Annotated in this window: 14 protein-coding genes; 6 read left to right on the forward strand and 8 right to left on the reverse strand. The window is 40.4% G+C overall.

The genetic code is table 11. The features are described from left to right. The first annotated feature begins 1 nt into the window (after position 1). From MKO06_RS02915 to MKO06_RS02940, 6 genes are all read left to right on the forward strand, one after another. Positions 2-1,237: a DUF4374 domain-containing protein gene (locus MKO06_RS02915; protein ID WP_241550842.1), complete on the forward strand. Its 1,236-nt coding sequence runs from the start codon at positions 2-4 to the stop codon at positions 1,235-1,237. A gap of 48 nt (positions 1,238-1,285) precedes the next feature. Beyond that, complete coding sequence (locus MKO06_RS02920; RefSeq protein WP_241550843.1) at positions 1,286-2,464, forward strand: PepSY-associated TM helix domain-containing protein; 1,179 nt, start codon at positions 1,286-1,288, stop codon at positions 2,462-2,464. Positions 2,465-2,603: 139 nt separating this feature from the next. After that, positions 2,604-2,945, forward strand: a complete 342-nt coding sequence (locus tag MKO06_RS02925) for a hypothetical protein (RefSeq protein WP_241550844.1) — start codon at positions 2,604-2,606, stop codon at positions 2,943-2,945. A 67-nt stretch (positions 2,946-3,012) separates the two neighbouring features. Then, positions 3,013-5,394 carry a TonB-dependent receptor gene (locus MKO06_RS02930; protein ID WP_241550845.1) on the forward strand — a complete coding sequence of 794 codons (2,382 nt, stop codon included), beginning with the start codon at positions 3,013-3,015 and terminating at the stop codon, positions 5,392-5,394. Continuing rightward, the gene (locus MKO06_RS02935; RefSeq protein WP_241550846.1) at positions 5,391-5,720 is read left to right on the forward strand and encodes a hypothetical protein; all 330 of its coding nucleotides are present in this window, start codon (positions 5,391-5,393) and stop codon (positions 5,718-5,720) included. Before MKO06_RS02930 ends, MKO06_RS02935 begins: the two co-directional genes overlap by 4 nt. Positions 5,721-5,772: 52 nt before the next feature. Beyond that, positions 5,773-6,255, forward strand: a complete 483-nt coding sequence (locus MKO06_RS02940; protein ID WP_241550847.1) for a DUF4625 domain-containing protein — start codon at positions 5,773-5,775, stop codon at positions 6,253-6,255. A gap of 72 nt (positions 6,256-6,327) precedes the next feature. Here MKO06_RS02940 and MKO06_RS02945 read toward each other — a convergent pair whose 3' ends face one another. From MKO06_RS02945 to MKO06_RS02980, 8 genes are all read right to left on the reverse strand, one after another. Then, positions 6,328-6,966 (reverse strand): hypothetical protein, encoded by a 639-nt coding sequence (locus MKO06_RS02945; protein ID WP_241550848.1) that lies wholly within the window; start codon positions 6,964-6,966, stop codon positions 6,328-6,330. Between the two features lie 14 nt (positions 6,967-6,980). Continuing rightward, entirely contained in the window at positions 6,981-7,673 is a 693-nt protein-coding gene (locus MKO06_RS02950) for a DUF6624 domain-containing protein (RefSeq protein ID WP_241550849.1), read from the reverse strand. A 14-nt stretch (positions 7,674-7,687) separates the two neighbouring features. Next, positions 7,688-8,473: a TlpA family protein disulfide reductase gene (locus MKO06_RS02955; protein WP_241550850.1), complete on the reverse strand. Its 786-nt coding sequence runs from the start codon at positions 8,471-8,473 to the stop codon at positions 7,688-7,690. A 39-nt stretch (positions 8,474-8,512) separates the two neighbouring features. Continuing rightward, the gene (locus MKO06_RS02960) at positions 8,513-9,886 is read right to left on the reverse strand and encodes a hypothetical protein (RefSeq protein ID WP_241550851.1); all 1,374 of its coding nucleotides are present in this window, start codon (positions 9,884-9,886) and stop codon (positions 8,513-8,515) included. Positions 9,887-10,146: 260 nt separating this feature from the next. After that, positions 10,147-10,884: a carboxypeptidase-like regulatory domain-containing protein gene (locus MKO06_RS02965; RefSeq protein WP_241550852.1), complete on the reverse strand. Its 738-nt coding sequence runs from the start codon at positions 10,882-10,884 to the stop codon at positions 10,147-10,149. Between the two features lie 40 nt (positions 10,885-10,924). After that, a complete protein-coding gene (locus MKO06_RS02970; RefSeq protein WP_241550853.1) occupies positions 10,925-11,224 on the reverse strand; it encodes a hypothetical protein in 300 nt (99 codons plus the stop codon). Positions 11,225-11,433: 209 nt separating this feature from the next. Further along, positions 11,434-12,237 (reverse strand): hypothetical protein, encoded by an 804-nt coding sequence (locus MKO06_RS02975; RefSeq protein ID WP_241550854.1) that lies wholly within the window; start codon positions 12,235-12,237, stop codon positions 11,434-11,436. Continuing rightward, on the reverse strand, positions 12,167-13,159 hold the full coding sequence (locus MKO06_RS02980) for a TlpA disulfide reductase family protein (RefSeq protein ID WP_241550855.1): 993 nt from the start codon (positions 13,157-13,159) through the stop codon (positions 12,167-12,169). The genes MKO06_RS02975 and MKO06_RS02980 overlap by 71 nt, the downstream gene beginning before the upstream one ends. Positions 13,160-13,324 lie beyond the last annotated feature (165 nt).

The raw sequence follows: 13,324 nt of genomic DNA on the forward strand, positions 1-13,324 counted from the left end.
AATGAGAACATTTAATAGACTGGTATGGTTAAGTTGCTTTGCACTTGTATTCAATGCATGTAGTACAGATGATGATGGAGGAAATCTAAACCCCGATCCGGAACCTCAAACATCAGATATCACCATGTCTTTCAAAACTACCGGTGACCCGGAAACTGAATTCATCATCACCCAGGAAAGTATCATGGAAGGAACTATTTCTGCCCAGGGTACCGGGATCGAGCAAACCGGCTGGAGATTCTACTATCCTGTAGGCAAAACACTCTTTGCTTCAGGATATAGCGAGGATAACAGGGCTACAGCTTATGCCAAGAACGAGGATGGCGAAGTGGTGGCAAAGGGACAGTTCACCTTTGACAATGCACTGGAAATGTTTGGTCATAGCAACGATGATGAAACCTTACTGGCATTTGAAATTCCAAGAAGCGGGTATGCTCCCAAGAAACTTTACTTTGTAGATGTAGATGATGTTCAGGTAGAAAAGGTAGTGGAAACCTCAATTTTCGAATCTGAAGAAGAAGGTTTAATAGCATGGCCTTCAGCAATTGAGGTAAGAGGAGGAAACCTTTTCGTTCCTTTCCACAAACTGGACGCCCAAGGGTATTTTACCACCCCGGAAGCCAACGAAGCATTTGTAGCGGTTTATTCCTATCCAGAGGTAGAATCGGAGCCAATTAAGATCATTTCAGATTCAAGAACCTCTAATATCGGAGTTAATGGAGCAACTACCGGGATGATTGAAGCCGATAATGGAGATATTTACAGCTTTTCTTCAGGAGCCGAGATGGCAGGTTTTGCACCGGCTTCAACCAAACCATCAGGAATTCTTCGTATTCAGAATGGAGAAACAGAATTCGACCAGGATTACTTCTTTAATATTGAAGTAGCTACAGGAGGAGAAAAACTATTCTGGTTCGATTATGTAGGAAACGGAAAGGCAATTGCTAGACTTCTTACCAGCGACGATGGTGGCGCTTGGGGAGCTTTCGGAAGAACTTCATTCAACCAAAGACTGGTTATTCTTGACCTGGAAGCACAAACAGTGACCGAAGTTGCGAATGTTCCTTTACATGCCAAACGATATTCTTCTCCTGTTATGGTAGAGGATGGAAAGCTGTATATGAGTATTGAGACAGCAAGTGAGGCTTATGTCTACCAGATTGATGTAGAAAATGCTACAGGTACCAGAGGAGCTCGAATAGAAGGAAAAACCATTAAAGGTTTCTACAGACTTTAATAAATTTGCCGCCCGGTTCGTGTTGCCGGGCGGTTTTTTCAAATATCTATGGGTAAGAAAAAAACAAAAAATACTACCAGAAAGCTAATTAGGAAAATCCATTTGTACCTGGGTCTTGCCACAGGTCTGGTGGTTTTTATTGTTTCTATTACCGGGTGTCTGTGGGTATTTCAGGAAGAGATCAATGCATTAACAACTGAGGTGCCTCAGGTAACTCCACAGTCTAAGGAACAACTGGATCCTTTGGAAGCAAAGGAAATTGCCCAGAATGTCTTTCCCGGCAAACATGTTCACGGTACTCTTTATGAAGGTGGAACTTCTCCCATTCAGGTCATATTCTACGAGGAGGAACCAGAATTCTATAGTTCTGTTTTCCTGCATCCATGGTCTGGAGAAGTGCTTCACACAGAAGATCATCTAAGTGGTTTCTTCCATTTTATACTTGACGGACATATGCATCTATGGCTGCCCGAAGTTATAGGCAGCGAAATTGTTGCCTGGAGTACGGTAATCTTCTTTTTGATGATGGTTTCAGGAATCATTCTCTGGTGGCCTAAAAACAAAAAGGTGAGAGACCAGAGAACCTGGTTTCGCTGGAAATCGAACACCAAATGGAAAAGAAAGAATTATGATCTTCACCAGATCATAGGTTTTTATGCCAGTTTTATCGCGGTTTTCTTTATTCTCACCGGCCTTGTCATGACCTTCGATGCCTTTAGAGCCGGTTTTTATAAAAGCATAGGCGGTAAGAAAGACGTGGAATTCCTGGTTCCTATGAACAACTCCGGTGTGCTTACAGCAGCTAAAGGTGAAGAGCCCATAAGAGAATTGATGCCATTGCTGAAGCAAAAATTCCCTGATGCTGAAGACTATGAAATTCACTATCCTTATGATGAAAATTACAGTATCTATGTAGAAGTAGGTAATTCTGAAGGGGTATACTACGATTCAGATTACAGGTTCTTTGACCAGAATGACCTTTCTGAAGTTTCCACGACCAGTATTTATGGCGTTTATGAAGAGGCAGGAGTATCAGATATGATCCTGAGAATGAATTATGATATCCACGTAGGTGCAATTGGAGGCCTTCCCGGAAAGATACTGGCATTTTTTATAAGCCTATTCTGTGCTTCCCTTCCGGTTACCGGATTCTTGTTATGGTATGGAAGGACCTATAAGAAAACAGAAAAAGTTAAGCCACGACGAGTTCTGGCTTACCAACGATAACACAATGGTAAGGACAAGCCTGGCCCTGGAGATTATCAAATTTCCAGGGCTTTTTTATTCAGAATAGATTTTAGAATGACACCTAACTTTTCCAAAATTTGGCTTGAAAATTGTTTGCTACTTATTACATTTGCGAATCATGCAAAAAGCATCAGGATATACCTCTTTAATTACAGCGTTAGTTTTAACGTTTGCATTGCTGTATCCCTCTGTTCATATTTTTCAACATGCTTTTTCAGGAAATTCAGCATTAGAACATCTCGATCAATCTACCAGTTCAGATCAAAATATAGTGGACTCCAATATAGATTGTGATATTTGTGACTTTAATTTATCGGGCTACGACTGTCCTGAATTTCATTCTTACGATGTTTATGTTCCTGTCAAGGAAACCCTTTACTCACTTTCACTAACTCAAACCGCCTGGAGCTCTCCAGACCTCTACTTCTCTCTAAGAGCACCACCGGCTTCTCGTATTTAAACAATTGTTTTTTTCGCCTGATTGATTCCTGATCAGGATTATTACACATTTTTTATTTACGAATTTTATGAAGTTTTTTTGGATAGGTTTATTCTTATCCCTGTTTGGTTACCAATCTTTTTCCCAGAATACCGATAAAAACACTTTATCTGGTACCGTAGAATCTGAAACAGGGGATGCTCTTGAAGGTGCTTACGTTAAAATTAACGGTAAGTTCTTCTGGACATCTTCTAATGGAAAATATACTGCGCAATTGATCGATGGTCTCCATGAGGTTCACGTAACCATGATAGGTTATGAATCTGTAGATACCGTGGTTAAACTTGACCAGGACCTCCAACTGGATTTTAAACTCAGCCCCTCTGTTACCGGGCTGGAAGAAGTTTTACTGGAAGGTCACGAACATAAAAAAACGAGTCAGCAGGTATTATATGTTGACAATGAATTTATCGAAAACCAGTTTAGCGGTTCCCTGGCTTCCACCCTGGAAAGGATGCCGGGTTTTAACGCCATGCAAATAGGCTCCGGGGCCTCGAAACCCATCATTCGCGGGCTGGGTCTCAACCGCGTGGCTGTAGCCGAAAACGGGATCAAACAGGAAGGACAGCAATGGGGTGCCGATCACGGCCTCGAAATAGATGCTTTACAGGTAGAGAACCTCGAGATCGTCAAAGGTGTAGGTTCTATCGCTTACGGCAGTGATGCCATAGGCGGCGTGGTTCGCATCAAGAACAATACAACGCCCAGCGAAGGATTTTCGGGGAATGTTTACAGCTTTGCCCAGAGCGTGAACAACAGCCTGGGGAGTTCGGTTAAATTGAGCTATTCGCAAGATGACTGGTTCATAAAAGGAAAATTCACGGGGATCTCATTTGGTGACTATAGCCTGCCTGCAGAAGAGATCTCCTATCTCAATTTCAATATCCCCATCTATGATGAAAAACTGAAGAATACCGCCGGGAAAGAACTGGACTGGTATGGACAGGCAGGGATCATAAAGGATAACTTTTCATCCAGTTTGAGCATTAGCAAAGTCTATCAAAAATCTGGATTTTTCCCAGGCTCGCATGGCATCCCCGATATAAGCCGGGTGCAGCCTGATGGAGACGCGAGAAATATTGAAGAGCCCTTTCAGCGGGTTACCCACTTCAAGGTTATTAGTAATTCAAACTTCATCTATGAAAATGGGGAGCTGGATCTTGATATCGCCTACCAACGCAATCACAGGCAGGAATGGAGTTTATTCCACACCCATTATTCTGGCCAGGAACCGCCGGAAGTAAACCCTAATCTGGAGCTGGATTTCGATCTGCATACCTATTCTACCAGGGCTATCTATCATCATAATTTCAACAGGGATCATGAAACTCAGGTAGGGGTGGATTTACAATGGAAGGATAATGATATAAGCGGTTTCAATTTCCTGCTTCCTGAATACCAGGCCGGAAATTATGCGCTGTTCGCCATTCATGAATATAAAGCTTCAGCGAACAATCTTTGGAGCTTTGGACTTCGATTCGATTACGGAATCATTGATATGGAGGGTTACTATGATCCTAATTTATATGAATACTTAATTGGAAGAAACCAACCTGAAGAGACCGCCAGGGCCTATGCACAGCGAAGCGAGGATCTGAACCGGGATTTCAGCAGCCTTAACGCCAGGATGGGCTGGGATCACAGTTTTAATAAAAACTGGAGCACCAAGATAAATGTTGGAACAGCATTTCGACTGCCAACAGCAATCGAGCTGGGAGCCAATGGGATTCATCACGGGTCTTTCAGGCACGAGCAGGGAGATCCCAACCTGGATCCTGAGCAGGGCTTTATGGCCGATCTTAACCTGAGTTTTGTGAAAGATTCTTGGAATATCAGCATTAGTCCATACGCCTATTTCTTCAGCAATTATATTTTCCTTAAGCCTACAGGAACCTTTTCGGTACTTCCTCACTCCGGACAGTTATTTAAATACACCGAATCTGAAGCTATTCTAACCGGGTTGGAACTTGCGGTAGATAAAGAGTTTGGTCGCTGGCATTTCAGCCTTGCAGGAGAATATTTGTATAACCAGCAATTGACTTCAGACAGGTCCCGCAATTTTCCTTTGCCGTTCACACCGGCCAACAACCTGTTCACCGAAGTAGGCTATAAATTGTTCCAGGATTCCGGTGTTTTCAATCTTTCAGAATTGAGCATTAATAACCGGCTAATGATGGAACAGGATCGCATCGCCCAGGGCGAAGAGATCACAACAGGTTATGCGTTATGGGGCTTAGGCTGGCAAAACAGACTGAACATTAATGGGTTTAAGGCAAGCGTCAACCTCAGGGTAGACAACCTGCTGAATGAGCGATATTTCAACCATACCAGTTTTTACAGGAGGCTACAGATACCTGAAATGGGAAGAAACATTCAGCTAAACATCAAAATTCCATTTGGCGGCTCATGAAAGATTCAATCTTAAAACATAGTAGCCTGTTCTTATTGATCCTGCTCGCTGCAGGACCAATAGCCTGGACGACCCACCTCGTCCTGGAAGAGCACGCCAATATCTATGAATTAGATGAACTGAAAATTAGCAAAAAGACAATACCTCACTGGGGAGATCACTTTTTGCATGCACAATATAAAGGAATACTTCCAAAGATTTTGAAGGGAGAACTCACCGGGTTATTTCCTTCCTCCAAAAAAGACTTTTTACATGTTGGAATTAGCCATTCAACATTTAATCACCTGAGATTTTATGTAAGAGGACCGCCGGAAGGAACTGCTTAAAACCGAAATCCAATATCTAAACCAAATGATTTAAAAATTTAAAATATAGAAAATGAAAGATTATTTAAAAATTTTAGTTGTATTGCTAACTGTGAGTGTATTTACAGCATGTAGCGATGATGATGACGCGCTGGACAGCGAGAAACCAACCATTATGTTGAACGAACCTGAAAACGGTGAGGAATTCGAAATTGGCGGTGAACTGCATTTCGACATTGAGCTTGCCGATAACCAGGGCCTTGCTTCTTACAAAGTAGAGGTACACAGCAACTCAGATGGTCACACTCACTCCGTTGTTAAGCAACAGGAAGAGACGCCATGGTCTTACGACCAGACTTTCCAGATCACCGGAAATCCGTTAACCTACGATGCACATGAGCACATCGATATTCCAGAAGGTATCGCTGAAGGTGAATACCACCTGGGGATCATCGTTGTAGATGCAGCCGGAAACCAGGAAGAAGCATTCGTAGAGATTATGCTAGGTCACCATGGTGATGATCACGACGATCATGATCATGATCACGATCACTAGAGGTTAGCTGAAAAGATCAACTTCTAATTATCTTATAAATGAAAAAGAGGCGCCAAATAGGCGCCTCTTTTTTCATTCGACCTTTTTCCCAGGCATTTTGTAAGGCTTTTTTGGCGTTCCGTAAAGTACCATTTCATCCTGTGTAACTTTTTCGATTGGAAAAACGCTACTTCTTTTACCCGATCTGTAAATAGAAACGAAATAGGTAGCATCGATCTTTTCAAGTCGGATTTTGGTCAGCTCCTTCTTCCCCATTATTTCCATCACCCTGGGATTACCCAATTCCTTATTGAAGATAAGCCTGAATTTTTCATCATTCCAGTTAAAGTTGAACGATAGTTTCTGAATCTCTTCTGGGCTTAGATTCGTTTGGGTTTCTTTTAACCTCACGAATTCTGTAACCACCAGCGAGTCCCTTCCATTTGTTTCCGCCTCACTACGTATTCGTATCCGGTCTTCATTGACGAACTCTACCAGATCTACCTTATTATCGGCCATGAGGATCCTGTTCTTCTCAATATTTACAGGAAACGAAGTATACAATTCATCAAAGTTATAGTACTTCAGGGAATCGGTCTTTATTTCCATCAGCAGGTTTTCAGGAATGGTATAGGTATCGCCTTCTTTGGTCATCAGCCATTTACCCTCCAGTTTCTGAGCGAAGGCGGCATTCATGACCAGGCAAAAGCATATTAAGCTACTTACTTTCATCGAATTGATTATTGTTACCAGGATCCGGACTCATAGAACTTAGGTTCCGTGATCCCTTTTTGCTGGTACATTTTCTTGTTCATCTCAAAATGCATCTCGGTCATCTGGTTGAGATAAGATTCTATAGGAGGCAGTCCTACCGCTTTCCTTCTTTCATTCACCGCAGAACTATCTGCCAAAGGTTTTGGATAGGCCTGGCCAGTCTCAAAATTGTAAGTGACCTGGGTTCCATAGACCTGCTTCTCCCCTGTATTGATCTTTACACGGTCTACCAATAGGCCATAATTGGAAGGAATGGCATTCCCTTTATCTACTTCGATCTTCATCTTTTCCAGTACTTCTTTCTGAAATTCGGGTTTGTGGTCTGAATGCTGTACCATCAGCCAGAAGTTTAATGAACCCTGTCTTCCGGCCAGGTCGAAACCTACAAAGCCATGCTTCTCGAAGATCTCTTCCAGCCTAAGCTGGTGCGTACTGAAAACACTGTCTTTAAAAGCTTTCCACTCTTCCTGGCTCAAGGCCCTATATTTGCCCTGTGGAATGGATGCTGCCACCTGGTCTACCTCGGCCATTCCTGCCAGTTCATCGGCCAGTTCCTGGTTGAATTCCACTTCCTTTTCCTTTATTTCAGCTTTATCAGGTTTGGTCTCATTTTTACAGCCAAACAAAGCCAGGACCATCATTATAAACACAAATGTCTTTTTCATTTTAAGGTTCCGAATTAATCAACAAAATCTTTCAACCGCCTTCTAAGGTGTTTCATATCATTGGTAACAGATACAATCTTTCCTTCCTCATTCAGTAATAAATGAGTGGGATAATATTTGATCCCGATGCTATCAGAAATATAATTTTGAGATACCGAAATCGTTGGTATTTTGTACTCTTTATCCTCAAAAAACTCATTGAGCTCATCAGGATCATCAAATGCCATGCTGATGAAATTAACATCAAGGTTTTGATATTTATTCTTTACGAATTCAAACTCGGGCATTTCAGCCACACAGGGTTTGCAGTTGATAAACCAGTATTTAATGACCAGGTGTTTTCCCGATAATTGCTTACTGTCATAGGTATTCCCTTCAATGTCCTGAAAGGAAAAACGCGGATAATTTTTGCCAAGATGCCCGGCATTCACGAATTGCATTGAAGCCAAACTTCGCATGGAGGTGCTTATTTGCTTTTGTGATTTTTCGTCGATTGGAAATAATTTGTAATAAAGACTACTTTTAGCAGCGTTCATTTTAATTGGAATGAATTTTCCTGAAGTGAGCTTTTCTAAAAAATCGATTTTTGAAATATCATTGGAATGCTCGTCCAAGGCAGAAAAATTGGCCGTAAGGTCGATATATCTATATTGGTAATTATACCATTTATTATAATCACCTTTAAGTTCGTCTACAGCGACATTAGGAGGACCGTACTTTTTTTCTTCTGCACAAGCCAGTATGAACAAGGCCAGGAATAGGCTAGTTATGATCTGAATTGCTTTAGGTCTTATTGGCATTTAATATGAATTTTGAAGGTTAAACAAGGCTAGTTTATTTTAGAAATTTGGAACCCGTACCGTTTCTCCTATCCAGCATCCTACCTTGATCGCATCGCCAGACTTGTACGAAGACTGGAATACTTCCGATTTCTGGGGCGCAAGACCTTTATAGGCAGCTGCCGCCTGGTTTGCATCGCTTGCTAATGAGGGGTCAACCCTTGCTGCCATTTCCGCATAGTCTGCCGCCAGCCAGTAAACCGCACGTTTTGAAAATGGATCAGACCCACAATCATTAACGCTTTTAGAATACATATTCGCGATATGTAAATAGGCAATCCCTAAGGAAGGTTTAGCAGAAAGCGCTTTCTTATAAAAAGTTCGGGCCTGGCCCAGATTACCCTGGTCCCTATAGTTGTTCGCAATTTTGTAAAATATCTTTGCCTTATCAGCTTTATTGGTTTCAAGCTCTGCCGCTTCGTTATAATAATTAAGTGCCTTAAGCCGGTCGCCTTCCGCTTCAGCTAACTGCCCGAGCGAATAAGCCGACCTTGCTGAGGGCTCTAATTTATGAAGTGCTTCAGAAACCTTGAAAAACAACGGATCCTTAGTACAGTTCTTAGCTGAAAGCCTTGCATTGGCCTTTTGCAACCAATCTACTTCAGAACTATTAGACGTAAAGTCTTTGTTATACAGCGCGATCAAATTATCACAATCGGCTCTCTGACCTAACTTCCCATTGATACTCTTTTTTACGGTACTGTAGGCTTCCAGGTTGGTTTCAGCAGATTTCAGGATATTTTTTTCCTCTGTGGTCAAGGTTTTGCCAGATTCCTGCTTTTCGATCAAACTGGCAAGACTCTCTGCCAGTTCATTCTCCTCTTCCTCTACTTTGGCAATCACCTCATCATATTTTTCAAAAACATCTTCCAGGGAGCGTTCACCTGCATCCTGCAGGTCAACCAGCAAAGAGAAGTAGGCATACAAGCCTACAGGACTTGTAAAGTTTTCTCTGTCTTCATTAAAGGCTTTATCGAAAGCCTTGTATTGCTCAGCTTTAGAACCAATTTTATTTTTATACTTCAGCTTGGCTTCTTCAGAATAAATATCACCCTTACTGGTTTTATTTGGATATAGCTCTAATCTAGCCTTCCAGATTTCAGATAATTCATCGATCAATTCCTCTTTATCCCCATCTTCAGCATTCTCTAGTTTTTTCCTTATGGCTTTTTCAAGATAGATATAGGTATTAAGGCTGTACTCCGGGCATTCCTCCCATAATTCCAGTAATGCGGGATAGGCAGCATCGTAATTCTCGGCTTTCGCATCATCATAGGCCAAAGCTCCCATGGTAATGCAATCATTGGATTGAGCGCTTATAGTTCCCACACACATTGTGGTTAATGCAAACAAAATTAAAGGTCGTATTTTCATTTTTCGATGTTTGAGGGATTGATCATTTTCAGAAACTCCTGTTAATTTCAGTTCTCTTATTATTTATTCAATCTTTAAAATTTTCAACCAGTATGCATTTAATATTCAGCTGAAAATCTACCTGCTTAAGATCCCCATACCCCAGAAAGGCAGAATAAGAATTCTAATTTCGCAGCTTCAAGATATAATTTTTTTGATGCTCTGTCTGTCAAGTTAAGTTTTTTCTTTCTAACGGTGCCGCTTATTAGCATCCGGATTTTTTAGCTACAGGTCTTATGATTCGAAAACAACTTATGAAAAAAATTACCCACCTTATCAAAAAGGTTGCGTTCCTGGACCAAAGCGATCCCACCAAGTGGCGTATTATCTTCGGTTAGTTGGATATTGAAATACCTGTTTTTTCTATAAAATCTTACCTCCTCTGTTTTAAAGCCTATGAAGGAAATTATCAAATAATTTTTGTCCTTAATTTTTTCAACTGGGATTTTGAATATAAACTCTCCTTTTAGATTGCTTTGTGTTCCTATTCTCGAGTCTTTGAGGATCACATTAGTCCCAGGGATCGCTTCACCATTTAAATCAGTGATTTTACCCTTGACAGTAATGGAATCATTAATGGTTTTCACAGGTAATACGCTTTGCCAGTTCGCTTTGTCCAACTGTTCCAGCTTATAAGAATTGGGTTTGGCAATTACAGGTTCAGTTAGGCCAATCATAGAACCAAAGCCAATAAAGAATGTAATTTTAGAAAGTGTTTGTTTAGAAATTGTGTGGTTCCTTTTCCTATTTCTCGCGCTTAGTCCTTGTATTTGAGAGGGATTCAGTTTTCCACAAACTGCCCCGGAAACTTTGAGTTTTTCAATAATTTCTTTTTTCCTAACTCCAGTGAAATCAATGACCTGTTTTTGACATTTATCACAAAACTTATTTTCTCCAAGACTTTTCATTGCATTCCAGTCCTGGTCGCAAGCGTTTATTAATTCAATTCTATTTCGCATATATTTTTTTAATTCCGGCGAATGTTGGTTCCTAATTTATTTAAACCGCAAATCTTTGGTCGAGATAATCTTTTAGAAAAATCATGATCCCAATAGTTATGAATATGGAGATGGCCAGCATTTTGAACTGTTTGAATAATTCTCTTTTTGCGTTTGCCTTGATTTGGGCAATTACTTTTTCTAAATGATCTTCTTCAATTTTTTCAAACAAAATACCATCTGTTCTTATTTTATCAACGTGAATAGTATCTCTTATATCTTCCTTGAATTTTGGCCTGTTTGAATACAAAAGCGACTTATTATGCTCGTGAAGACTTTTTGGACCTCTTTCAACAGACATATCTTGAAATAATTTATTATTAATTGAAAATTAGAATGATAATGCGATTCCTAAAGTTAAATAATTTTTATTTAGGGCAATCTTATCAATTTATAAACAAGCTTTATGCTTGGCGAGTTTATAACTTTAAATCCTTATCTGAGGTCTGTTAAAGTCGTATTCTTTTAACGATCGCTTGCAGGCAACCTGTTCCAGCGCAATTATATAGCCTATTCATCCATTTCAAGCATCATCAAATATTCTTCAGCCAGGTCATTTATTTGTTGGATCAGATCCAGGCGTTTTGATTCGTCTAATAAATCATAATTCAATGATTTAGATTCCAAATAGTCAAAAAATAAATTATAGCGGTTTTCAGGAATCTGCAACCTAGCTTTTAAATACTCATAATTCAAGGTTTCGCCCGAGGCGAATAATTCCTGAAAATCCCTTAACTCTATAATTCGAATTTCAGGTTCTTTCGGGAATAATTTATTGAAGATCGAAACCAGTCCATCATACAAATTCCCTTTGGAATTGGGAATTTCATAAAGAAACCAGTTCCTTTCCCGATCTGAAACAAATTCTTTTTTAAGTGCTGTGTTCTCCCTTTCCGCATTGAACTCCCCGCTGGAAGAGCTGATATTCACCTGGTCCAGGGCATTAATGCTTTTCTTTAGTTCAACTACGATGGTTTCCTGTAAATGTCTTGGCTCAACGATGAGTAGTTGTTTTTCATACTGAATCGAATTGAAAACCAGGCTGTCTCCCACTTCGGCTTGAATTGCAAAAAAACCTTCTACACCAGTGGCAGATTGAACGCCCGTATTTTGATTCACAATTTCAAAATCTGCAACTCTTCCTTCAGAATCGTACAGGATACCTTTCACTTCCTGCGCAGAAACATGTGTGATACAGAATAGCAATATGATTATAAGTATTCTCAGGCTCTCTATTAAATGATTATCGCAGTATTTCCTGTAGTTTTTTATCCAGTTCTTCCCCTCTAAGATTTCGGCCGACGATTTTGCCATTTTCTGCGATCAAAAAATTGTCGGGTATTCCATTTAATCCGTAGATCAAAGCTGCTTTATTTTCATTTCCTTTCAGATCGCTAACGTGATCCCATACCAGCCCATCATCATTGATCGCCTTTAACCAGAAATCTTTATCAGAGTCTAAAGAAACCGCAAAGATCTCGAAACCTTTAGGGTGAAAATTTTTATAGGTCTTAACAAGATTGGGGTTTTCTTCCCGGCAGGGGCCACACCATGCAGCCCAAAATTCAAGTAAAACCACCTTATTTTCGAATCCGGATAGTTTCCTCATCTCTCCCGTGGTATCCTCCATTTCGAAATCTGCATATCGGTCACCGATCTTCAGATCTTGGTTTAATTCTATAAAATTGGCGATCTTTTTCCCGTATTGATTCTTCTTATTCTCTTCTGAAAAGTTCTCAAATAATTCAATACTTTTTTCTTTGCCCCAGGTTGAAGAATAAACCGAAAGGATATAGGAACTATGAATACTCTCCGGATGATCTTTGACGAATTCCCTGGTCAATTCGAGTTGTTTACTTCTTGGCAGGGAGTCTATTTTAGCGTTTAATTCCTGGCTCAGGTTTTCTTCGTAGGAGCCAGATACAAGGGCATTTCTAAAATCTGAACCGGAGGCGTCGAAAGTCATTGAGCTGTCTTCTAACCATAAAAACCGGTATTCTGAAAAATCCTTGGTGCGCAGTATTACCTGGGTTGGAGATTCAGGCAGTGCTGTAGAGAACGAAAATGAATTATTTTGAATTTTGGCTGAATCCAGGATCGAATCATCGGCATCCAGGTATAGTACAGTTCCATCCTTCATGCCCTGTGTTTTTCCTTCTAAAGAAAACTCTTTCGGCTCTTCCTGTTTGCAGGAACTTATGAATATCAACAGTAGTACGAATGCTAATTTTTTCATATTATTTTGAATTTATACTTATTGCAACCGGTCCCTGGTATTGTTACCTGAACATTGGGAGGCCAGGCAACGGACTCCTAAGCTTTATGAGTAGCTTTAGTATGGTTTGTTGATCAATTTACTTATTTTCTTTCTAACGGTGGCGGATATTGGTAATAAACCGTT

The sequence above is a fragment of the Christiangramia oceanisediminis genome (assembly GCF_022570735.2).
Lineage (GTDB): Bacteria > Bacteroidota > Bacteroidia > Flavobacteriales > Flavobacteriaceae > Christiangramia > Christiangramia oceanisediminis.

Excerpts from the sequence above, each read along its gene's own strand:
- MKO06_RS02965 (WP_241550852.1), bottom strand. The coding sequence starts at position 10,884 with ATGCGAAATAGAATTGAATTAATAAACGCTTGCGACCAGGACTGGAAT.
- MKO06_RS02950 (WP_241550849.1), bottom strand. The coding sequence starts at position 7,673 with ATGAAAAAGACATTTGTGTTTATAATGATGGTCCTGGCTTTGTTTGGC.
- MKO06_RS02935 (WP_241550846.1), top strand. The coding sequence starts at position 5,391 with ATGAAAGATTCAATCTTAAAACATAGTAGCCTGTTCTTATTGATCCTG.
- MKO06_RS02970 (WP_241550853.1), bottom strand. The coding sequence starts at position 11,224 with ATGTCTGTTGAAAGAGGTCCAAAAAGTCTTCACGAGCATAATAAGTCG.
- MKO06_RS02925 (WP_241550844.1), top strand. The coding sequence starts at position 2,604 with ATGCAAAAAGCATCAGGATATACCTCTTTAATTACAGCGTTAGTTTTA.
- MKO06_RS02955 (WP_241550850.1), bottom strand. The coding sequence starts at position 8,473 with ATGCCAATAAGACCTAAAGCAATTCAGATCATAACTAGCCTATTCCTG.
- MKO06_RS02975 (WP_241550854.1), bottom strand. The coding sequence starts at position 12,237 with ATGGCAAAATCGTCGGCCGAAATCTTAGAGGGGAAGAACTGGATAAAA.
- MKO06_RS02980 (WP_241550855.1), bottom strand. The coding sequence starts at position 13,159 with ATGAAAAAATTAGCATTCGTACTACTGTTGATATTCATAAGTTCCTGC.
- MKO06_RS02960 (WP_241550851.1), bottom strand. The coding sequence starts at position 9,886 with ATGAAAATACGACCTTTAATTTTGTTTGCATTAACCACAATGTGTGTG.
- MKO06_RS02920 (WP_241550843.1), top strand. The coding sequence starts at position 1,286 with ATGGGTAAGAAAAAAACAAAAAATACTACCAGAAAGCTAATTAGGAAA.
- MKO06_RS02930 (WP_241550845.1), top strand. The coding sequence starts at position 3,013 with ATGAAGTTTTTTTGGATAGGTTTATTCTTATCCCTGTTTGGTTACCAA.
- MKO06_RS02940 (WP_241550847.1), top strand. The coding sequence starts at position 5,773 with ATGAAAGATTATTTAAAAATTTTAGTTGTATTGCTAACTGTGAGTGTA.
- MKO06_RS02945 (WP_241550848.1), bottom strand. The coding sequence starts at position 6,966 with ATGAAAGTAAGTAGCTTAATATGCTTTTGCCTGGTCATGAATGCCGCC.
- MKO06_RS02915 (WP_241550842.1), top strand. The coding sequence starts at position 2 with ATGAGAACATTTAATAGACTGGTATGGTTAAGTTGCTTTGCACTTGTA.